This window comes from Massilia sp. Masssp94 (assembly GCF_059491305.1).
Genome location: NZ_CP168501.1, coordinates 2534683 through 2557016, shown reverse-complemented (window position 1 = coordinate 2557016; position 22334 = coordinate 2534683). Strand labels below are relative to the sequence as shown.

Below are 22334 nucleotides of genomic sequence, written 5' to 3'. Positions count from 1 at the left end.
ATCCCACACAATGACGTTCCCCAAGGAGCGCGAGGAGACTACGACCATGCAACGCAAGTTCGGCAACATCGCTTTGGCCGCCACCCTGCTGATGGCGGGTGCGACCCAAGCGGCACAAGCGGCAGACAACAGCGGCTTCGTGGCCGTCAAGGACAGCCATTTCGAACGCAACGGCCAGCGCTACATGATCGCCGGTGCGAACTTCTGGTATGGCGGCTACCTCGGCGCGCCGACGGGCGTGGGCCAGCGGGCCCGCCTCGTCAAGGAGCTGGACCGCATGAAGGCGCTCGGCATCAACAACGTGCGCGTGCTGGCCGTGTCGGAGAAGACGGCAATGAAAAGCGCCGTCAGCCCCGCCACGACGGGCGCGCCCGGGCAGTACGACGAGCAGCTGCTGCAAGGCCTCGACTTCATGATGGCCGAACTGGCAAAGCGTGACATGACGGCCGTGCTCTACCTGAATAATTTCTGGCAGTGGTCCGGCGGGATGACCCAGTACCTGAACTGGTTCACCGGCTCGCCCGCGCACGATCCCAACGTGAGCAAGGACTACGAACGCTACATGGCCGAAAACGCGACGTTCTACACGAACGCCCGCGCCCAGGCCGAATACCGCAACGTGATCGCGAAGATCGTCCAGCGCACGAACACGGTGACGAAGAAGGCTTACCGCGACGACCCGACGATCCTGTCGTGGCAGCTCGCGAACGAGCCGCGCCCCGGCAACAGCAAGTCGACGCCGCGGGAAAAGGCGACGTACGTGAAGTGGATCGCCGAGACCGCCCACTACATCCGCTCGCTCGATGGCCGCCACATGGTCAGCACGGGCAGCGAGGGCCTGGCCGGCTCCGCGCAGGATGCGCAGCTGTACCTGGACGCGCACCGCACGCCGGACATCGCCTACCTGACGTACCACCTGTGGCCGACGAACTGGGGCTGGTTCGATCCGAAGAAGCCCGACGCCACGTGGAACGGCATGATGGAGAAGGCCAGCCACTACCTGAACGTGCATGTCGACTATGCGAAGAAGCTCGGCAAGCCGATCGTGCTGGAGGAGTTCGGCCTGAACCGCGACGGCGGCTCGTTCGACATCAAGGCGTCGACCAAGGTGCGCGACCGCTTCTATGACGCAGTCTTCACGACGCTGGAGAAGCGCGCGGCAGCGGGCGATCCGGTCGCCGGCTGGAACTTCTGGGCGTGGGGCGGTGCGGGGCGTGCGGCCAATGCGGATTACTGGTGGAAGCCGGGTAACGATTTCGTCGGCGATCCGCCGCAGGAAGAGCAGGGCCTTTATTCCGTGTTCGACAGCGATGCCAGCTCGCTCAAGTTGATCGCGGACCACGATAAACGCCTGAAGACGATTGGAGCAAAATAGTGAAACGTAGTGCCTCCCTGATCCTTGCCGCCACCATCGCGGCGTCCCCGGCCGCGGCCTGGGCGCAGAAATTCGACGGCCTCGCGGCCACCCCGCAGATGGGCTGGAACAGCTGGAATAAATTCGCCTGCGACATCGACGAAAAACTGATCCGCGAGACGGCCGATGCCATGGTCAAGCTGGGCCTGAAGGATGCCGGCTACCAGTACATCAACATCGACGACTGCTGGCACGGCGCGCGCGACGAGAACGGCAACATCCAGGCGGACGCGCAGCGCTTCCCGTCCGGGATGAAGGCGCTGTCCGACTACGTGCATGCGCGCGGCCTGAAGCTGGGCATCTACTCGGACGCCGGCGACAAGACGTGCGGCGGCCGTCCCGGCAGCCGCGGCCACGAATACCAGGATGCGAAGACGTACGCCGCCTGGGGCATCGACTACCTGAAATACGACTGGTGCGAGACCAAGGGCCTGAACGCGGTCGGCGCCTACACGACGATGCGCGACGCGATCCGCGCGGCCAACCGCCCGATTCTCTTCAGCATCTGCGAATGGGGCGACAACAAGCCGTGGGAATGGGCGGCCGACGTCGGCCACTCGTGGCGCACGACGGGCGACATCTATCCGTGCTGGGATTGCGAAAAGAGCGCCGGCTCGTGGTCCGCATGGGGCGTGATGCGCATCCTCGACATGCAGGCGGGCCTGCGCAAGCACGCGGGGCCGGGCCACTGGAACGACATGGACATGCTGGAAGTCGGCATGGGCATGACGGAAGACGAGGACCGCGCGCACTTCTCGATCTGGGCCATGATGAATTCGCCGCTCATCCTCGGCAACGACCTGCGTTCGATGCCGGACTCGGTCAAGAAGATCATCGGCCGCCGCGAAGTCATCGCCCTCAACCAGGACCCGCTGGGCGTGCCGGCGCTGCGCTTCTGGAAGCAGGGTCCCGTCGAACTGTGGGCCAAGCCGCTGGCCAACGACGAGTGGGCGTTCATGGTGCTGAACCGCGGCGAGTCCGCGCTGCCGCTGCACTATGACTGGAAGCAGAACGCCATCGCCGACGACCTGTCCAAGCGTGAAGTCGACTTCAAGAAGGCGACCTGGCACTGGACGGATGCGTGGACCGGCAAGACGGGCGACACGAGCAAGCGTCTCGACGCGACCGTGCCGTCGCACGGCGTGCTGCTGCTGCGCCTGAAGAAGGGGGCGTGATGCGCCGGCCGCTCGTTGCCGCGCTGCTGGCTGTGTGCGCGGCTGCGGCGGCCGCCGAGCAGACGATACCCGCCGCCGATACGCACGTCGCGCGCATGGGCCGCTCGGTGGCGGAAGCCGATGGCACCGTGCGCTTCGGCTATCCCGGCGTGACGTTGTCCCTGGTCGTCGACGGCACCCGGCTCGCCGTCGATGCGGCAGGCAGTGCCAGCAGCCTCGTCGACGTCATCGTGGACGGCAAACCCGCCGGCACGTTGCATCTGGCGCCGCAGGTGCAGTCCTATGACGTCTTCAAGGGCGCGGCGCGCGGCTCGCATCGCGTCGAACTCGTGCACCGCAGCGAGACTTGGCTGGGCGTGACGTCCATCGCGCGTTTCACGGCCGATGGCCGGTTCCTCGCCGCCCCCACGCTGCCCAGGCGGCGCCTGCTCGTGCTGGGCGATTCCGTCACGTGCGGCGCCGACATGGAGCGGGGCGCCGGCGACAAGGACACGCCCGATTGGTGGAATCCACGCCTGTCCTACGGCATGCTGGCCGCGCGTGCGCTCGACGCGCAGGTGCAGCTGGTCTGCTATGGCGGCCGGGGTCTCGTGCGCAGCTGGAACGACCGGACCGACGAATTTCAGCTGCCGGCGTTCTACGACCTCGCCATCGCCGATGCCGCGCATCCGGTGCGATGGAACCAGGCCGATTACGCTCCGGACCTGATCGTCATCGCGATCGGCACCAATGACTTCAACCCCGGCATCCCGGAGCGTGCGGCGTATGTCGATACGTACACGGCCTTGTTGCGCCGCGTGCTGCGCGACCATCCGCACGCGCAGATCGCGCTGACGGAAGGCGTGCTGCTGAATGGCGACAAGAAGGCGGCGCTGATCGGTTATCTGAAGGAAGCGATGGGCCGGGTGGGCGACAGGCGCGTGCACCTGCTCGCACCGGTGGCGTACCAGCCCGGTGACGCCGTCAATGGCCATCCGACGACGGCCCAGCATGCGGCCATGGCGGCCGAACTGCTGCCGCAACTGCGGCGCATCACCGGCTGGTAGGCCAAAAAAAATCCGACGGACCGGGACAACACCCGGTGCATCGGAAAGAGAGCCGGACCACACCGGCTGGAGACGAACCGGCCGCCCCTGAAGCGACGGCCGGGCCGAGACCAGATCGAGATTAGCGAGACCGCCGCGCCGGGTCAAACGCGCGCGCGCATCGGACTGCGAGTTTCGTGCTTATTACTAAACAGCCTCAAACAATGGGCAGCGCCGTCGTTTCCTTGATGCGCTGCAGGGCGAAGCTCGACTTGACGTCCAGCACGGCCGGGTGGCGCAGCAAGGTGCTCATCATGAAGCGCGAGAAGTGGTCCATGTCCTCCACGTGCACGCGCAGCAGGAAATCCATCTCCCCCGTCATCGCATAGCAGGCCACCACTTCCGGCCAGGTCGACACGGCCTGGGCGAATTCGAAGCGCGGCGACGTGGCCGGCACGCGCGCGTTCGCCGCGCCTTCGCTGTGTTTTTCCAGGCGGACATTCACATAGGCCAGCAGGCCCAGGCCCAGCTTGTCGGGATCGAGCAGGGCGACATATTGCCGGATGACGCCGGCCTCTTCCAGCCGCTTGATGCGCCGCAGGCAGGGCGACGGCGACAGGCTGACGCGCTCGGCCACGTCCTGGTTCGACAGGCGGCCATCCGACTGGAGGATGGCCAGGATTTTGCGATCGGTTTTATCCAGCTCGATTTTTGACATGAATTCTCCACGGGGCGGGCGTACGTCGCAATTTTATTGCGCAAATCGTCCGGCGGGGGGAATTCATTGAAATTTAATGCTGGGGGTGCGGGTCTATACTGGCCTCAACCGAAACACGACAAACATAATCGGAGACACGCATGAACGCCCCCCTGGACCGCAGCCAGCTGGAACCGCTATCCCCGCACGAGATCACGCTCGACGACAAATGGACGCTCGAGCGCGGCCGCGCCTTCATGACCGGCACCCAGGCGCTGATCCGCCTGCCGATGCTGCAGCGCGAACGCGACCTGAAGGCCGGCCTGAACACGGCGGGCTATATCACCGGCTACCGGGGCTCGCCCGTCACCCAGGTCGACCAGACCGCGTGGAAGGCGAAGAAGCACCTGGAATCGCACCACGTCCACTTCCACCCCGGCATGAACGAAGACCTGGCGGCCACCGCCGTCTGGGGCACGCAGCAGACCAATCTGTTCAAGGATGCGAAGTACGACGGCGTGTTCGCCATGTGGTACGGCAAGGGCCCGGGCGTGGACCGCTGCGGCGACGTCTTTAAACACGGCAACAACGCGGGCTCCGCGAAGAATGGCGGTGTGCTCGTGCTGGCGGGCGACGACCACGCAGCGAAATCGTCGTCCACGGCGCACCAGTCCGACCACATCCTGCACCACTGCGGCATCCCCGTGCTGTATCCGTCGTCCGTGCAGGAATACATCGACTACGGCCTGCATGCGTGGGCGATGAGCCGCTACAGCGGGCTATGGGTGTCGATGAAATGCGTGACCGACATCATCGAATCGGGCGCCGTCGTCGACCTCGATCCGGACCGCGTGCAGACCATCCTGCCGACCGATTTCGAGATGCCGCCGGGCGGCCTGAACATCCGCTGGCCGGACGCCGTGCTGGACCAGGAAGTGCGCATGAACCACTACAAGTGGTATGCCGCGCTGGCCTATGCGCGAGCCAATAAACTCAACCAGATCATCTGGGACAGCCCCCAGCCCAGGATCGGCATCATCACCGCCGGCAAAAGCTACCTCGACACGCGCCAGGCGCTGGCGGATCTCGGCATCGACGAGCAGGCCGCGCGCGACATCGGCCTGCGCGTGTACAAGGTCGGCATGACGTGGCCGCTGGACTCGGTCGGCGTGCACGAATTCGCGCGCGGCCTGGACGAGATCCTCGTCGTCGAGGAAAAGCGGCAAGTGCTGGAATACGCGCTGAAGGAAGAGCTGTACAACCTGCCGGACAGCGAGCGTCCGCGCGTCGTCGGCAAGTTCGACGACGCCGGCGAGTGGAGCGTCAAGAACCGCTCCGGCCAGGGCGACTGGCTGCTGTCGGCGAACTACGAGCTGAATCCGGCCCAGGTCGCGCGCGCGATCGCGTCGCGCATCTCGCACTACTGCGCCGGCCATCCGGTCGCGGAGCGCGTAAAGGAACGCATCGCCTTCCTCGAAGCGAAGGAACTGATCCTCAAGAACATCCCGAAGGCGAACCCGGAAACGGACCGCATCCCGTACTTCTGCTCCGGCTGCCCGCACAACAGCTCGACGAAGGTGCCGGAAGGCTCGCGCGCGATGGCGGGCATCGGCTGCCACTACATGGTGCTGTGGATGGACCGCGAGACGTCCACGTTCACGCACATGGGCGGCGAAGGCGTCACGTGGATCGGCCAGGCCCCGTTCACGGGCGAGAAGCACGTGTTCGCGAACCTCGGCGACGGCACCTATTTCCACTCGGGCGTGCTGGCGATCCGTGCCTCGGTCGCGGCCAAGGTCAACATCACGTACAAGATTCTCTACAACGACGCCGTCGCGATGACGGGCGGCCAGGTCGTCGACGGTCCGCTCGACCCGGCCAGGATCAGCCGCCAGCTCGCGGCCGAAGGCGTGACGCCGATCATCGTCGTCACCGACGAGCCGGACAAATATCCGGACGATTATCCGTGGGCCGAAGGCGTCACCGTGCGCCACCGCGCGGAACTGATGGACGTGCAGCGCGAACTGCGCGAGATGCCGGGCGTGTCGGCCATGATCTACGACCAGACCTGCGCGTCGGAAAAGCGCCGCCGCCGCAAGAAGGGCGCCTATCCGGATCCGGCCAAGCGCGCGGTGATCAACGAAGCCGTGTGCGAAGGCTGCGGCGACTGCTCGAAGCAGTCGAACTGCCTGTCCGTCGAACCGCTGGAGACGGAACTGGGCCGCAAGCGCCAGATCAACCAATCGTCGTGCAACAAGGATTTCTCGTGCGTCACCGGGTTCTGCCCGAGCTTCGTCACGGTCGAAGGCGGCGGACTCAAAAAGCCGAAGAAGACTGCTGCCGAAGCGGCGCCGCCGTCGCTGCCGATGCCGAAGATTCCTGCGACGACGAACCCGTTCGGCATCCTCGTCACCGGCGTCGGCGGCACGGGTGTCGTGACGGTCGGCCAGATCCTCGCGGTGGCCGCCCACGTCGAAGGCAAGGGTGCCCTCGTGCTGGACATGAGCGGCCTCGCGCAGAAGGGCGGTCCGGTGATGTCGCACGTGCGCCTGGCGGACCGCCAGGGCGATTTGTACTCGACGCGCGTCGGCACTGGTAACGCGGACCTCGTGATCGGCTGCGACCAGATCGTGACGGCCAGCCGCGACGCGCTGTCGCGCATGGGCGAAGGCCGCACGTGGGCTGCCGTCAACGGCACCGGCGCCACGACCGCCGCGTTCATCAAGAACCCGGACTGGCAATTCCCGGCCGAAGGTTCGCGCGGCGCCATCGTGCAGGCTTGCGGCGAAGGCAACGTCGACTTCATCGACGCCGGCCACATCGCGACCACGCTGATGGGCGACGCCATCGCCACCAACATGTTCATGCTGGGCTACGCGTTCCAGAAGGGCCACGTGCCGCTGCAGGAAGCGTCGATCCTGAAGGCGATCGAGTTGAACGGCGTGTCGGTCGCCTTCAACAAGGCCGCGTTCAACTGGGGCCGCACGGCGGCGCATGATCTGCCGTCCGTGCAGAAGCTCGTCACGCCCGCGAAGGTGATCGAGTTCAAGCGCGCGCAGACGCTCGACGAGCTCGTCAAGCGCCGCGTCGAACTCTTGACCGCGTACCAGAATGCCGACTATGCCGCGCAGTACAAGGCCTTCGTCGACCGCGTCCGCGCCGCCGAGGAAAAGCTGGGCAAGGGCACGCGCCTGACGGAAGCCGTCGCGCGCTACCTGCACAAGCTGATGGCCTACAAGGACGAGTACGAAGTCGCGCGCCTGTACACGGATCCCGCGTTCATGGCCAGGATCGACGGCATGTTCGAAGGCGACGTCACACTGAAATTCCACCTGGCGCCGCCGCTGTTCGCGAAGAAGGACAAGGACGGCCACCTGGTAAAACAGGAATTCGGCCCGTGGATGATGAAGGCGTTCGGCGTGCTGGCGAAGCTGAAGGGTTTGCGTGGCACGGCATTCGATCCGTTCGGCCACACGGCCGAGCGCCGGATGGAACGCGCCCTGAACCAGGAATACCGCGCCACCATCGAGGGCCTGCTGCCCAGGCTGACGGCCGACAACCTGGCGCAGGCCGTGGCCATCGCGAGTATCCCGGAAGACATCCGCGGCTTCGGCCACGTCAAGGAGCGCAACCTCAAGGTAGCCAAGCGCAAGGAAGCGGAACTGGTATCTGCCTTCCACGCGGGCGGCACCGTCACCCGCGCCGCCTGATGCTGTTCTTTTGATACGACGCCGCCCGCCGGTTTCGGCAGGCGGCGTTGTTACAGTTGGATGTATTTGCGCGAAGCGGCCGGGTCTATAATCGGACGCATGAAATCGCCTTCTACCGCTGCTTCGCCGACCCGTTTTTCCCGCCTGTTCGCTTGCGCTTTCGCGACGCTCGTCACGCTGTCCGGCTGTGGCGGCGGCGGGGGGAGTCCAGGCATCGGCGCCTCGACGCCCGTCGCCGGCAATCCCGGCACCGGGACGACCACGCCGCCGACCACGACGCCCACGCCACCGGCCGTGACCCCGGACCCGATCCCGTCCGACTACATCAGTTACCAAGACCTGTGCGCCGCGCCACGCACGGGCGTCGACGCCGAGGGTCATGCGTTCCCGGACCGCCAGGGCACGCTGCAGGACGAGATGAAATTCCTGCGCGGCTGGACCGACGCGACTTATCTCTGGTACAGCGAGATCCCGTCGACGGTCCGCATGGCCGACTACACGAACACGCTCGACTATTTCGATGCGCTCAAGACGCCCGCGCTGACCGCGTCGGGCAAGGACAAGGACCGTTTCCATTTCACCTACACGACGGCGGAATGGGATGCGCTGACCAATGCGAGCCAGGATACGGGCTATGGCCTGACGTGGTCCGTCAACTCCACGACGGCACCGCGCACCTGGATCGCGGCGATCGTCGAGCCGGGGTCGCCCGCGGCCGCGGCCGGCATCCAGCGGGGCGACCTGCTGACGGCCGTCGACGGCATCGACTTCATCAATACCGCCGACGAGGCGCAGATCGAACGGCTGAACGACGGCCTGTCGCCGGACACCGCGGGCGAGCGCCACACGCTCACGATACGCCGCGGCGACACCACGATGGACATCGCGCTGACGTCCGCCGTCGTCACGACGACGCCCGTGAAAAACGTGAAAGTGATCGACACGCCGACCGGCAAGGTGGGCTACCTGAGCTTCGAGGACCACAATGCCGTCTCCGAACTGCAGCTCGTGAATGCGTTCACGAGCCTGAAGAACCAGGGCGCGGCGGACCTCGTGCTCGACATGCGCTACAACGGCGGCGGCCTCCTGTACGTCGCCAGCGAACTGGCGTACATGATCGCGGGACCGGCCACGGCCGGGAAGACGTTCGAGCGCGCGCTGTACAACGACAAGACGGCGCCCGATGCCCCGATCCCGTTCCGCAACACGGCCTACGGCTTTTCCGCGCCGCGCAATATGGCGTTGCCCTACCTGGGCCTGAAGCGCGTGACCGTGCTGACGACGTCCGACACGTGCTCGGCCAGCGAAGCCGTCATCAACGGCCTGCGCGGGGTGGACGTCCAGGTCGATATCATCGGCGCCACGACCTGTGGCAAGCCCTACGGCTTCCTGCCGGCGGATAACTGCGGCACGACGTATTTCACGATCCAGTTCCAGGGCGTGAACGCGAAGGGTTTCGGCGATTTCGCCGACGGCTTCGCGCCGACCTGCGCCGTGTCCGACGACATGGCGCATGCGCTGGGCGATCCCGCCGAGGGCATGCTGGCCGCCGCGCTCGCGTACCGCGCCACCAATGCCTGCCCGGCGGCGTCGACGGCGCGGGCGCGTCGCGTGCCGATGCACATCGCGCGGTCGCAGATGAAGGAGATCGCGATTTATCCGCCGCGCACACGCTAAACACCTTGACTCATCAATGACACGATCGTAGCAATGTTCGCGTAGTGTAGGCATTCGCGTGGGCACGGGTGCCCATGGCGCTGTAACCGTTCGACCTCTTTCATATCCATTTGTCGGCGGCAGATGCTTGCAGTCTGATCCTGCGCAAGCGCCGCCGATTCCGCTGCAACCGTCGCGCACGGCGCCACTCTGAACCCATGTGTTTCGTTCGCTGGAGGGCGCCATGGACAAGGAATGCAGTTTTGCAACTAACCGGCGTGCCGCGCATGCACCGCGCGCCCGGCGAACGCGCGCGCGCGGCGGGGGCTGAGCATGGGCGCCACGGCCGTCCGGGCCAGCTGCTGCCTCGTCTGCGGCGGGGCGACACCGGACCGGATCGAACATCTGCTGCTCAGCCTCACGACGGCCTGTCCGCACCTGCGGATCTACCTGGTCGACGATGCCCAACAGCCTGCGCTGGCCGCGCTGGCCGGACGCTACGGGGCGCACTACCGCCCGCAACGGGACTGGCCCCGTCAGGCGCGCGCCCATAACCGCATCCTGCGCGAGGCCGCGGCGGCGGGCAGTGTCTATCACTTGCTGCTTGCACCCGACATCGGCTTGCCGCTCGACGCGGTGGCCCGGATGGTCGCCTATATGGAGCAGCATCCCGACGTGGGCCTGCTGGCGCCGCGGGTGCAGGATGTGGACGGGCGCCTGCAGCCGCTGTGCAGCCTGCTGCCGGGGCCGCTGGAACTGCTGCTGGGACGCTGCTTTCCGCTGCTGCGCCGCTCCAGCGGCAGGCTGGCGCGCTACCAGCTGCACGCGGGCGGCTACAGCCGGGTGATGGAGGTGCCGGTGCCGCCGGGCTGCTGCCTGCTGATGCGCGTCGAGACCGTGCTGCGCGCCGGCATGTTCGACGAGCGCTTCCTGCAGAGGTTCGACACCGTCGACCTGGCGCGCCGCACCGCATGCATCGCGCGCACCGTGTTCGTGCCGCATGTCACGGTGTTGCGTCACCCTGCGCGCGACCCGGCCCAGGCAAGCGCGCGCGGCTGGCGCAGGCGGTCGGCAGCGCTCTGGTGGCGGTGCGTGTCGGCGTGGCGCTACTTCGACAAGTGGGGCTGGCTGCGCGATACCGAGCGCGACCGCATCAACGCCCGCGCGCTGCGCCAGTTCGGCCAGGCGCGCAGGCAGCCGGACGGCGTGAGCCCGGCGGGCACGGATGTCGCGGGTTGACGCTCAGCCGTACTGCAGCGGCCGGCGTGCGTACCAGCCGAACGCGAGGATCAGCAGGTAGCACAGCGCGGGCACGGCCAGTGCGAGGCGCAGGCCGGCGGCGTCGGCGGCGTAGCCCGTGATCAAGGGCACGATGGCACCGCCGAAGATGGCCACGCAGATCAGGCCCGAGCCTTCGGCCGCGCGCTCGCCCAGGACTTCCGACGCCAGCGTGAAGTATTACAGCGGCTGCAGCGGAATGGTCCCCGTCGCCGGCGTCGAGCACGGTTCCTCGTCGAACGCGATGTCGCCGGCCGGATTCGCCACGCCGTCCGCTTTCAGGTCCGTGAAGCCGAACATCTCGCGGTCCATCAGGTGCGACGGCACGACGGTCGACAGCGACGAGAAGATGTTTTCCACACGGCCCGGATATTTCTTCTCCCAGTCGCGCAACATCGCCTTGATCTGTTTTCTCTGCAGGTTTTCCTGCGAGCCGCACAGGTCGCACGGGATGATCGGGAACTGTTTTACCTCGGCATAGCGTTCCGTATCCGCTTCCTTCACGTAGGCCAGCGGACGGATGACGACGTGCTTGCCGTCGTCCGAGACGAGCTTGGCCGGCATGCCCTTGATCTTCGCGCCGAAGAACATGTTCAGGAAGAAGGTCTCGAGGATGTCGTCGCGGTGGTGGCCCAGGGCGATCTTCGTGCAGCCCAGCTCGTCCGCCACGCGGTACAGGATGCCGCGCCGCAGCCTGGAACACAGCGAGCACGTCGTCTTGCCTTCCGGGATCAGGCGCTTGACGATGCTGTACGTGTCCTGGTTCTCGATGTGGTACGGGATGCCCAGTTTTTCCAGATACGCCGGGAGCACGTCGGCCGGGAAGTTCGGCTGTTTCTGGTCGAGGTTGACGGCGACGATGTCGAAGTGGATCGGGGCACGCTCGCGCAAGGTCATCAGGATGTCCAGCAGCGCATAGCTGTCCTTGCCGCCGGAAAGGCAGACCATGACCTTGTCGCCGTCCTCGATCATGTTGAAATCGCCGATCGCCTGGCCGACGAGCCGGCACAGCCGCTTGTGCAGCTTGTTGTTCTCGTAGGCCTGCTTCTCGGCCTTTTTATCAAGCGCGTCCGTCTCGGGACGCGCCAAGGTCACTTCATTCATGCTTCATCCTTGATCTGGAACACTTCGACGCCGACGCCTTCGCAGTCGGGATACACGTCGGGCTTCATCGTCGACACGCGGGCCGCGCGCACGTTCGGGTGCGCCAGCATCGCCTTCACGACGTCGTCGCACAGGGTTTCCTGCAGGTGCACGTGGCCCTGCGCCATGCGCCTGGCGATGGTCTCGCGCATGAAGTCGTAGTCGACCACTTCGTGCAATTGATCGTCCTTCGGCGTCGACAGGGCGAGCGGGATGTACAGGTCGACATTGATCAGGACGCGTTGCTCGCCCTTCTTTTCGAACTCATGGACACCGATGTTGATCATGACTTCGTAATTGCGCAGGAACAGCCTGCGGCAATCGCGCAGTTGCGGGTAGAACAGGGCGGACAACATAGGAAACCTTCGAAATAAGAGGGGACGGGGTTGATTCAGTCTTCAGTCAAAAACATCACGTCGCGCGCCAGCGGCATCAGGTGCTGGCCGCCGTCGACGAGCAGGGTGGTGCCGGTCAGCGCCTTCGCATTGGCCGCGTAGCACACGGCGTCGACGATGTCCTGCGGCGTGGACGAGCGTCCCAGCGGCGTGACCTTGTGCGCGCGCTCGAAGCCGTCCGCGCTCTGGTCGCCCGAGACGAGTGTGATGCCGGGCGCGACGCCGACGACGCGCAGTGCCGGTGCCAGCGCCTGGGCCAGCATCGTGGTGGCCGTCTGCAATGCCGCTTTCGACAGCGTGTACGACAAAAAATCCGGGTTGAGATTGTACAGTTTCTGGTCGAGCAAGTTGATCACGACGGCCTGGCCGCCGTCCGGCACCAGCGCGTGCAATGCCTGCGCGAGCAGCAGCGGCGCGCCCACGTTGCACTGCATGTGGGCGGCCAGCAGGGCTGGAGAAAAGGCGTCCGGCTTGTCGTATTCGAACAACGACGCGTTGTTGACGATGCAATCCAGTCCGCCCAGCAGGTGCGCGGCCTGGCCGGGCAGGGCGCGCACGGCCGCCTCGTCGGCGAGGTCCTCATGCAGCGCGACGGCGCGCCGGCCCAGGGCGCGGATCGCCGCGACGACCTCGTCGGCATCCGACGCGGACTGGCGGTAGTGCACGGCGACGTCCCAGCCGGCTTCGGCCATGCCAAGCGCGATGGCGCGTCCGATGCGCCGGCCGGCGCCCGTGACGAGGGCCACGCGCGCGCGTCCCGCGTGCGGGCGGTCCGAGGGTGTGCCAACTGAGTCAGGAGTCGAATTTGTCTGTGTCATCGTGGTTTGTGGGTCGCTGCCGATTCTCGCTACAATGGCCGGATGTCCTTACCTCTTCCCTCCAGCGACGCGCTGGCCGCGTCCCAAGCCCTGCAGCGCATGATCGCTGCCGAGATCGCCGACCAGGGCGGCGCCATCCCGTTTTCGCGGTTCATGGAACTGGCGCTGTACGCGCCGAATCTCGGCTATTACAGCGGCGGTGCGGCGAAGCTGGGCCGCGATGGCGATTTCACCACGTCGCCCGAGATCAGCCCGCTGTTCGGTGCCACGCTGGCGCGCGCGGCAGCCGCTATTATGGCCCAAAGTGCCCCTGACATTATCGAATTCGGCGCCGGCACGGGCAAACTCGCCCATGACGTCCTGACGGCGCTGGCCGAACTGGGCGTGCGCGTCGACAGTTATACGATCATCGAACTGTCGGGCGAATTGCGCGCGCGCCAGCAGGAAGCGCTGAAGGATTTCCCGCAGGTGCGCTGGACGCACGATTTCCCGGTGGCGTTCCGCGGCGTCGTGCTCGCCAACGAAGTGCTGGATGCGATGCCGGTCGAGCTCGTCGTGCGCGACGGCGGCCGCTGGCTGCGTCAGATGGTGACGGTGGAAGACGGCCGCTTCGCCTTTGCGCCCGCAGAGCCCGACGCGGCGCTGCTCGACCAGATCGGCCGCCAAATTCCCGACGCCGACACCTTGCAGGACGGCTATCTGACCGAAGTCCACCCGGTCGCCTGCGGGTTCATGCGCTCGCTGGCGCAGATGTTCGAGAAGGGGAAAGGCGCCGCGCTCCTGGTCGACTACGGTTTCCCGGCCCACGAATATTATTTCGACGAGCGCACGAGCGGCACGCTGATGTGTCATTACCGCCACCATGCGCACCCGGATCCGTTTTATCTGCCGGGCCTGCAGGACATCACGGCGCACGTCGATTTCACGGCGATGGCGCTCGCGGCCCACGGTGCCGGGCTGGACGTGCTCGGCTACATGAGCCAGGCGGCCTTCCTGCTGGCGGCGGGCATCGGCGAGCTGCTGCTGAAGACGGACCCGGAAGATGCGTTGCGCTACCTGCCGCAGTCGAAGGCCGTGCAGAAGCTCGTCTCGCCGGCGGAAATGGGGGAATTGTTCAAGGTGCTCATCGTCGGCAGCGGCGTCGCGCTCGACCCCGCCATCGAGCGCGCCGATCGCAGCCACAAGTTGTGATACTGACATCTTGCGCGGTGGATACAAACCCGGCTATGCTGTAATGCCGCCCGTACGGCAGGCTGTCCTTTGCCTCTGCCGTTACAAAACGAATCGGCTACTATTGAAGCAGCTGGCGCCCTGTGCAACCCGACCCTGACCCATGGCCAAGATCCATACCCATTATGACAACCTGAAGGTGTCGCGCCACGCACCGCAGGAAGTCATTCGCGCGGCCTACAAGGCCTTGAGTCAGAAATATCACCCCGACAAGAATCCGGGCGACGAGCGCGCCGCCCGCATCATGGCCATCGTCAATACGGCCTACAACATCCTGTCCGATCCCGTGCGCCGCAAGGAACACGACGAGTGGATCGCGTCGGAAGAGTGGGAAGTCGAGTGGCTGGAAAGTTCCCATGGCGAGGATGGCCGCGAGAAGCCGCGCGGCGACGGGCACTGGGAACCGCGCCAGGTCGCGGCACCGTCGCGCTGGCGCGTACTGCGCGACCCGCGCTGGTGGGGCCTGATGCTCGCCTCCTTCGCGGGCGGCGGCGCGCTGGCCATCGTCCTGCTCGATCCCCCCAGGATACTGCCGAGCGTACCGAGCGCGCTGGCCTGGCCCGGCAAAGCCCAGCCCACGGCCGCGGCGCCCGCATCCGCATCGGCCTCCGCGTCGGCATCCGCCTCCGCATCCACCCCGAACACAGCGCCGGACCCGCTCGGCAGCGACGCCAGCGCCGACGGCTGGGCACGTCCCGCCGGGCAGGCCGATGTGCCGCCCGACATCAAGGCCCTCGGCGTCACCCAGTTGATCGTGCCGGCCCGCGCGCCCGATTGCGACACCGACCTGCAGACCCAGGTCGCGCCGACGGGCGATCCGTGGCCGGCGCAGTCCGGCTACATCGACGGTTATCCGCTCGGCAACCAGGGCGACGAGATGCAGGTATTGGTCGACAACAGCAACAATCCGTCGCCTGTGCTGGTCAAGATCTACGACCTCGACCGCCGCTCGAACGTGCGCCACGCCTACGTGCTGGGCCGCGCCAAGTTCCTGATCGATAAACTCGCGGCCGGCAAGTATGAAGTCCGTTACCAAAACATCATGATCGGCGGTGCCCGCCCCGAATGCGCCCCCGGCCACCGCGCGCCGCTGCGCCAGGCTGCCGCACGCCAGCCCGGCGCCTGATAACCGAAAGTGTGGTTTTTCGCGACATTTCACCAGTTTGATGGTGGGTGAAATTCAAGAATTTAGTTCCCTGGACGTAATATACTCAGTAGACCACACGGGCCCATGCAGCCCGCCAGCCCATCGCAGGCACACACGGAAAACCGGGACATGAACGAACTTGACGGCCTCAACGCCCTGATCATCGAGCCGCACGCCGGGATGCGCTCGACGATCCACAACATGCTGAACATGTGCGGCCTGAGCAAGATCGACCACGTCGGCAGCTCCAACCAGGCCGTCAAGCACCTCGGCCTGAAGCAGTACGACCTGATCCTGTGCGAATACGCGCTGGAAGGCGGCCAGGACGGCCAGCAACTGCTCGAGGACGTGCGCCACCACAAGCTCATGCCGCTGTCGACCATGTTCTTCATGGTCACGGCCGAAGGCGATTACGGCAAGGTCGTCAGCGCCGCCGAACTGGGCCCCACCGACTACGTCCTGAAACCGTTCACGGCCGACCGCCTGCTCGAACGCATCGCGCGCGGGCTGGAACGGAGAAATGCGCTGCTGCCCGTGTACGACCTGATGGAGGCGGGCAGCCAGCGCGAGGCGATCGCCGCCTGCCTCGACGGGGAAGAACGCCATCCGCGCTACCTGGTCGACTTCATGCGCCTGCGCGCCGAGCTGCACATGTTCCTCGGCGAGCCGCACGAAGCGGAGCCGCTCTACCGCCAGCTCGTCGAGACCAAGGCCATCGCCTGGGCGCGCCTGGGCCTGGCCAAGACGCTGTTCCTGCGCGAGCGCTACGACGAAGCGCGCGCGATGCTCGAAGAGCTCGTCGACGCCAACAAGAACTTCGTCGACGCCTACGACTGGCTCGCGCGCACCCACGAGGCGGCCGGCGCGCTCGATGCGGCGCAGGCCGTGCTGACGGAGGCAGTGACGGTCTCCCCGCACGCGGTGCGCCGGCTGCGCAAGCTGGGCGAAACGGCGCTGGAGGCGGGCGACCACGACACGGCCGAGAAGATCCTCAAGCAGGTCGTCAGCAAGGCCAAGTATTCCGAATTCAAGGACCCGCAGGACCACGTGCGCCTCGTGCAGACGCTCGTGCGCAAGGGCGACCCGGTGCAGGCCGCGGCCGTCATCCGCGACCTGGACAAATCGATGGCGTTCCAGAAGCACACGCCGCTGTGCAGCGCGATCGCGTCGAGCCTCGTGCACGAATACACGGGCAACGAGGCGCGCCTCGCGGAATCGCTGGCGGCGGCCCTCGCGGCCAGCCAGGAGGCGCCGGACCTGCGCCCGGAGATCAAGCTGGAGCTGGCGCGCACCTGCATCGAGAACGGCATGGAGGAGGGCGCCGCCGAGATCGTGCGCGACGTGATGCGCAATGCGCAGAACGGTGCCGCGGTGGCGCGCGCGATGGCCGTGTTCGAGAACGCGGGCCAGGCCGAGACGGCGCAGAAGCTCGCCATGGAAAGCCGCCAGCAGGTCGTCGACCTCGTCGCTACCGGCGCCGCCAAGGCGAAGAGCGGCGACTACAAGGGCGCCGTCGTGCTGATGCAGGAAGCGGCGACCAAGCTGCCGGACAATCCGCAGGTCGTGTTCAACGCGGCGCTGGCGATCCTGAAATGCCTGGACCACGACGGCTGGGACGAGCGCCTCGGCCAGCAGGCCCTGGGCTACATCGCCGGCGTGCGCCGCCTCGATCCGGTCAACCCGAAGCTGCCGGCGCTGGCCGGGCTGCACCAGCAGATTCTGAAAAAATACGACAAGGGTCCGCGTCCGAAAAGGGCCGGCTAAGCGATCATGATTCCTGCAGTCGGGAGCCCCGCTTCCAATCCCAACATGAACGCCGCGCCGTTCCAGCCGACGGACGGGGGCCGCCGCGTGCGCGCCGCGCTGCTGCAGAAGGTCTGCGGCGACGACGACATGTTCGCGCTGGGCAGCGCCATCGCGCGCGTCGTGCAGATGGCGACCTCGGAAGACCAGGGCACCCACGATCTCGCGCACTATGTGCTGTCCGACGTCGCGCTCACGCAGCGCATCCTGCGCCTGGCGAACACGGTCCGCTACCGCACGGCGGCCGGCACGGCCGTCACGACGGTGTCGCGTGCCATTTCCCTGCTGGGCTTCGACAACGTGCGCACGGTCGCGCTGGCGATGCTGCTCGTCGACGCGCTGGCCAGCAGCGACCATGCGTACAGCGTGCGCATGGAACTGGAAGCGTCACTGTGCGCGAGTCTCGTCGGCCGCGAAATGGCGCGCCACAGCTTTTACCAGGGCGCGGAGGAAGCGTCGATCAGCGCGCTGTTCAAGAATCTCGGCGCGCTGCTGGTCGCGTCGCACGAGCATGACCGCTACCGCGAGATCCAGGCCCTCCTCGCCACCGGCAAGCACACGCCCGCACAGGCCGCGCAGATGATCCTCGGCTGCGGCTTCGACGCGCTGTCCGAAGCCGTGCTGGGCGAGTGGAAGATCCCGGGCGTGATCGTGCACGCCCAGCGCCCGCTGGAGGCAGGGGCGCTCAAGCTGGCCGTCAACCGCAGCGAATGGATGCGCCAGGTGGCGTCGTTCAGCCTGGACGTGGCGCGCCTGATGGGCAGGACCCCCACGCCGTCCGACACGCCGGAAGCGCAGGCGCTGCTGGCGCGCTACGGCACCGCGCTGAACCTCGGCGCGGCCGAGCTGGACGAGTTGTTCGAGACGGTCGCGTTCGAAATGACGAGCCTCCTGCAGAGCATGAATTTGCAGCCCATGCCGCGCCGCGCGCCGCAGGAAGACAAGGGCGGCCTGCCCAACGTGCTGCTGCTGGCGACCCTCGGCGGGGAAGAGGAAGAGCAGGGCACGTACCCGAGCGGCAAGCCGAAGAACGCGCGCGACCTGCTGCTGGCGGGCGTGCAGGACGTCACCCAGATGCGCGCGTCCGGCCGGCACAAGGTCAACGACGTCGTCATGGCCGTGCTGGAGACGCTGTACACGGCGCTGGGCTTCCGCTTCGCGACGGTCGTGCTGAAGGACGTGCGCGCCGGCCAGTACCGGGCCCGCGCATCGTTCGGGCTCGCGCAGGCGCGCGTGCAGGAAGGCTTCACGTTTCCGCTGGCGCCCGCCGGAGAAAAGAGCGCGCGCGACCTGTTCTACCTGGCGATGGAAAACGACGCCGACCTCATGATCTCGGATGCGCGCAGCGCCAAGATCCGCGACCTGCTGCCGGCCTGGCACAAGGCGTTGCTGCCCGACGCGCGGAGCTTCATCGTGCTGCCGCTGGTGGTGGGCAAGGTGCAGCTGGGCCTGTTCTATGCCGACCGCACGGAGCTCGCGCCGGAAGGCGTGCCGCCCGACGAAACGGCCCTCATCAAGGCGCTCAAGGGCCAGGTACTGGCTGCGCTCGCGCCCTGACGAATTCCCGGAATTCGCGCGCCGGCATCGGCCGCCCGAACAGGTAGCCCTGCGCTTCGTCGCTGTTGCGGTCGCGCAGGAAGCCCCATTGCGCGTGGGTTTCCACGCCTTCCGCGATCACGCCCAGCCCGAGCGCATGGGCCAGGCCGATGGTCGCGTCGACGATGGCGGCGTCGTTCGGATTCGTCTCGATGTCGCGCACGAAGCCGCGGTCGATCTTGATGCGGTCGATCGCGAACAGCTTCAGGTAGGCCAGCGACGAATACCCCGTGCCGAAGTCGTCGATGGCCAGCTTGAAGCCTCGCGCGCGCAGCTGCAGCAGCAGGCTGCGCGTGTTTTCCGGGTCGCGCATGGCGGCCGTTTCCGTGATCTCCAGTTCCATCCGCGCCGGGTCGATCGCGTGCTCCGCGAGCAGCTCGTCGAGGCGCGACAGCAGCGCGCCGCCGCTGAACTGGCGCGCCGACAGGTTCACGGCCAGGCGCAGGTGGTCCATGCCGTCGTCGCGCCACTCGGCCAGCAGGGCCATCGCGCGCGCCAGCACCCAGTCGCCCAGCGGCAGGATCAGGCCCGATTCCTCGGCGATGGGGATGAAACGCCCGGGTTCGACGCTGCCCAGCTCCGGGTCGTGCCAGCGCAGCAGCACCTCGGCGCCGATCACGCGTCCCGTCTCGAGCTCGACCTGGGCCTGCAGGTGGACGTCGAAGCCGCCGTTCTCCAGCGTCGCCCACATGCGGTTTTCCAGCAGCAGGTGTTCGTGCGTGGCCGCGTTCATGGCGGGCGAGAAGAACTGGAAATTGCCGCGGCCTTCGCGCTTGGCCGCGTACATCGCCATGTCGGCGTGGCGCAGCAGCGTGTCCGCATCGTGGCCGTCCTCGGGGAACAGGGCTACGCCCACGCTGGCGCCGCTGTGCGCCGTCGTGCCGGCCAGGCGGTAGGGCTGCTGCAGCGATGCCACGAGGCGCACCGCCACCGCGCTCACGCTGTCGGGGGAAAGCGGGCCGCACAGCACGATGATGAATTCGTCGCCGCCGAGGCGGGCGAGGCTGTCGACGTCGCGCAGCAGGTCCTTCATGCGCGCGGCCGCGCCCACGAGCAGTTCGTCGCCCGCCTGGTGGCCGAGCGAATCGTTGATCTTTTTAAAATGGTCGAGGTCGATGAACAGCACGGCCAGCGGCTGCCGGTTGCGGCGCGCCTGGGCGAGCTGTTGCTCCAGGCGCATGCCGAGCGCATGGCGGTTCTCCAGGCCCGTCAGCGGGTCGTGGTGGGCCAGGCGGTGGATGCGCGCCTGCGCACGCTGCTGCTCCGTCAGGTCGCGCAGGATGCACACGTACAGGCGCTCCCCGGCCAGGTCGACGATGGACACCGCCACCGCGAGCGGCAGCGGCTCGCCGCGCGCGTTCAGGCCGTCCAGCTGGCGTTCGTCGGGCCTGCTGTCGGCCAGGCGCGCCAGCAGGCCCAGGCTGTCTTCGTCGCCATGGCCCGGCACCAGCGTCGTGAACGCGAGGCCCGGCAGGTGATTCGGCGGGTAGCCGAACAGCGCGGTCGTGGCGCGGTTGGCCGACAGCACCGTGCCGCGCGCGTCGACGGTGACGATCGCGTCGGCGGCATTGTCCAGGATGGCCTGCAGGCGCGCCGTGCGCTCCGCCACCTGGGCCTCGATCTGGGCGCGTTCGCCGCTGACGATCAGCATCAGCGCGCCCAGCAGCGCGGCCAGCAGCAGGCCGGTCGTGATCACGATCCAGCTCGCGAGTCCCCGTTCGCCTTCCATGTAGGCGGCCGTGGGCGTGAAGCGCAGTTGCAGGGTGCGGCCGCCGTACGTGAGCGGTACGGTGTAGTCGCCGCTGACCACGTGCCGGCCTGGCCTGCCCACCAGCGCGACGGGCGCGCCGCGGTCGGTCGTATCCGCCAGGCTGATGTCGAAGCCCGAGAAGCCGGCGCGCAGGACCGCCTGCCGCACGAAAGCATGGGCATCCAGGATCAGGGCCAATACCCCCAGCGGCGGCTGGCCGGGCGCGCCGACCGAGCGAAACAGGCCGATGCCGTTGGCGCCGTTGGATACCAGCTCGACCGGCCCCGTCGCGATCGGGCGTGTGCCGGCCAGCGCGCGCGACACCGCTTCCGTGCGCCCCGGCGCCGTCAGGAAGTCCATGCCGCGGATGCTCGCATTGGACGGGGGCCAGGTGTACAGCAGGGGCAGGTATTGCGCGCGCGGACCGGCCGGATGCAGGCCCTGTGTCCGGGTCACGTCGCGCACGCCGGCGAACGCGGCGTCGACGTGCGTGCGCACCCACGTCTCGAACGCGGCGCGTTCGGCCAGCGTGACGGGCACCAGCCAGTTGATGGCGGCGATCTCCGGCCGGCCGTCGACGTAGCCGCTGGCGATGTTCAGGAACTTGGCGCGATCCATGAACCGGTCTTCCGCCGCAAGCGTGCGCGAGAACGTGCCGACGAAGCGTTCGTGCTCGCGCAGCTCGGCCTGCAGCTCGTCGACCACCTGCTGGGCCTTCAGGCGGTAGGCCTGCAGGTATTGCTGGTGCTCCCACCGCACGGTCTGCTCGTAGGCGGCCATGACGACGCCGGCCGCCAGCAGCAGCGGCAGGGCGACGAGGCGCGCCCGCCGGCGCCACAGCCGGCGCGGCTGGCCGCACACGATCCAGACGAGCGGGGCGGCCAGGAGGACGCCCACGGTGTCGCCGGCCCACCAGTTGATCCAGTTCGGGGCCCGTTCGGCCGCCGTCACCACGTCCAGCCGGTACAGGGCGGACACGTTGGCGGTGGCGTTGATCAGGCAGAACACGGGTGCCAGCGCAAGGAAACGGGCGACGTCGCGCGCCGTGCCGAGGGCCGGGTCGACGAAGCGGCGGAACCAGCGGGCGCCCAGCCAGGCCTGCACGAGCGAGCCCAGCGTGGCGACCGTCGTCGCGAGGACCGCGGTCGCGGGCGCGATGTCGGGGTCCATCCAGCCGTCGGGCAGGTGCGACAGGCACGCGCCGATGGCGACGCCGGGGAGGGCGCGCCAGCCGAACGCGACGCTCAAGGCGAACCCGACGCCGGCCGGCAGGTATACGGGTGTGGCATAGCCTGCGGGCAGGGCCAGCGCGCGGCTGAGGAGAAGGGTGCCGATATAGACGGCAATGGTCGCGAGGTTGGCCAGCCACAGCCGAAGCGCGTGCCCTTCGTGATTGCCGGTGCGATGCTGGTCCATGGGGCGCCTCTGACGTCAATACAGTGTACGCGCAAATGCATGGTTGGACCGCTCGGCAGGGATTCTTGCAAACAGCCCTTG

At 67.2% G+C, this 22334-nt stretch carries 16 protein-coding genes; 10 read left to right on the top strand and 6 right to left on the bottom strand.

The window, feature by feature from the left end:
* Positions 1-46 precede the first annotated feature (46 nt).
* The 3 genes from ACEN9G_RS11260 to axe2C are packed head-to-tail and all read left to right on the top strand — an operon-like array spanning position 47 to position 3635.
* A complete protein-coding gene (locus ACEN9G_RS11260) occupies positions 47-1375 on the top strand; it encodes a glycoside hydrolase 5 family protein (protein ID WP_413338212.1) in 1329 nt (442 codons plus the stop codon).
* Positions 1375-2589, top strand: a complete 1215-nt coding sequence (locus ACEN9G_RS11255; RefSeq protein WP_413338210.1) for a glycoside hydrolase family 27 protein — start codon at positions 1375-1377, stop codon at positions 2587-2589. Before ACEN9G_RS11260 ends, ACEN9G_RS11255 begins: the two co-directional genes overlap by 1 nt.
* Positions 2589-3635 carry a bifunctional acetylxylan esterase/glucomannan deacetylase AxeC2 gene (gene axe2C, locus ACEN9G_RS11250; RefSeq protein ID WP_413338208.1) on the top strand — a complete coding sequence of 349 codons (1047 nt, stop codon included), beginning with the start codon at positions 2589-2591 and terminating at the stop codon, positions 3633-3635. The genes ACEN9G_RS11255 and axe2C overlap by 1 nt, the downstream gene beginning before the upstream one ends.
* Before the next feature lie 196 nt (positions 3636-3831).
* On the opposite strand, the gene ACEN9G_RS11245 is transcribed toward axe2C, so the two are convergent.
* On the bottom strand, positions 3832-4332 hold the full coding sequence (locus ACEN9G_RS11245) for an Lrp/AsnC family transcriptional regulator (protein ID WP_036230990.1): 501 nt from the start codon (positions 4330-4332) through the stop codon (positions 3832-3834).
* A gap of 140 nt (positions 4333-4472) precedes the next feature.
* On the opposite strand from ACEN9G_RS11245, the gene ACEN9G_RS11240 reads away from it, so the two are divergent.
* From ACEN9G_RS11240 to ACEN9G_RS11230, 3 genes are all read left to right on the top strand, one after another.
* Positions 4473-8021 (top strand): indolepyruvate ferredoxin oxidoreductase family protein, encoded by a 3549-nt coding sequence (locus ACEN9G_RS11240; protein WP_413338206.1) that lies wholly within the window; start codon positions 4473-4475, stop codon positions 8019-8021.
* A gap of 99 nt (positions 8022-8120) precedes the next feature.
* Positions 8121-9698, top strand: a complete 1578-nt coding sequence (locus ACEN9G_RS11235) for a S41 family peptidase (RefSeq protein WP_413338204.1) — start codon at positions 8121-8123, stop codon at positions 9696-9698.
* 312 nt (positions 9699-10010) lie between these two features.
* Positions 10011-10916, top strand: coding sequence for a glycosyltransferase family 2 protein (locus tag ACEN9G_RS11230; RefSeq protein ID WP_483126656.1), 906 nt, complete (start codon positions 10011-10013; stop codon positions 10914-10916).
* Positions 10917-10919: 3 nt separating this feature from the next.
* Here ACEN9G_RS11230 and ACEN9G_RS11225 read toward each other — a convergent pair whose 3' ends face one another.
* The 4 genes from ACEN9G_RS11225 to ACEN9G_RS11210 all read right to left on the bottom strand — a co-directional run bounded on the left by ACEN9G_RS11225 (position 10920) and on the right by ACEN9G_RS11210 (position 13311).
* A complete protein-coding gene (locus ACEN9G_RS11225; RefSeq protein ID WP_413338200.1) occupies positions 10920-11072 on the bottom strand; it encodes a hypothetical protein in 153 nt (50 codons plus the stop codon).
* A gap of 63 nt (positions 11073-11135) precedes the next feature.
* Positions 11136-12059 (bottom strand): tRNA 2-thiocytidine(32) synthetase TtcA, encoded by a 924-nt coding sequence (ttcA, locus tag ACEN9G_RS11220; RefSeq protein WP_413338198.1) that lies wholly within the window; start codon positions 12057-12059, stop codon positions 11136-11138.
* Positions 12056-12454, bottom strand: coding sequence for a dihydroneopterin aldolase (locus ACEN9G_RS11215; protein WP_056134732.1), 399 nt, complete (start codon positions 12452-12454; stop codon positions 12056-12058). Before ACEN9G_RS11215 ends, ttcA begins: the two co-directional genes overlap by 4 nt.
* Before the next feature lie 35 nt (positions 12455-12489).
* Complete coding sequence (locus tag ACEN9G_RS11210) at positions 12490-13311, bottom strand: SDR family oxidoreductase (RefSeq protein WP_495605543.1); 822 nt, start codon at positions 13309-13311, stop codon at positions 12490-12492.
* Between the two features lie 42 nt (positions 13312-13353).
* Between ACEN9G_RS11210 and ACEN9G_RS11205 the strand changes: the two genes are divergently transcribed.
* The 4 genes from ACEN9G_RS11205 (at position 13354) to ACEN9G_RS11190 (ending at position 19048) form a co-directional block, all read left to right on the top strand.
* Positions 13354-14502, top strand: a complete 1149-nt coding sequence (locus tag ACEN9G_RS11205; RefSeq protein WP_413345657.1) for a class I SAM-dependent methyltransferase — start codon at positions 13354-13356, stop codon at positions 14500-14502.
* 142 nt (positions 14503-14644) lie between these two features.
* Positions 14645-15667: a J domain-containing protein gene (locus ACEN9G_RS11200; RefSeq protein ID WP_483126654.1), complete on the top strand. Its 1023-nt coding sequence runs from the start codon at positions 14645-14647 to the stop codon at positions 15665-15667.
* A 150-nt stretch (positions 15668-15817) separates the two neighbouring features.
* Positions 15818-17452 carry a tetratricopeptide repeat protein gene (locus ACEN9G_RS11195; RefSeq protein ID WP_413342979.1) on the top strand — a complete coding sequence of 545 codons (1635 nt, stop codon included), beginning with the start codon at positions 15818-15820 and terminating at the stop codon, positions 17450-17452.
* 6 nt (positions 17453-17458) lie between these two features.
* A complete protein-coding gene (locus ACEN9G_RS11190) occupies positions 17459-19048 on the top strand; it encodes an HDOD domain-containing protein (protein WP_483126653.1) in 1590 nt (529 codons plus the stop codon).
* Here ACEN9G_RS11190 and ACEN9G_RS11185 read toward each other — a convergent pair.
* Positions 19014-22253 carry a bifunctional diguanylate cyclase/phosphodiesterase gene (locus tag ACEN9G_RS11185; protein WP_495605542.1) on the bottom strand — a complete coding sequence of 1080 codons (3240 nt, stop codon included), beginning with the start codon at positions 22251-22253 and terminating at the stop codon, positions 19014-19016. The two genes, ACEN9G_RS11190 and ACEN9G_RS11185, sit on opposite strands and share 35 nt — an antisense overlap.
* Between the last annotated feature and the right edge of the window lie 81 nt (positions 22254-22334).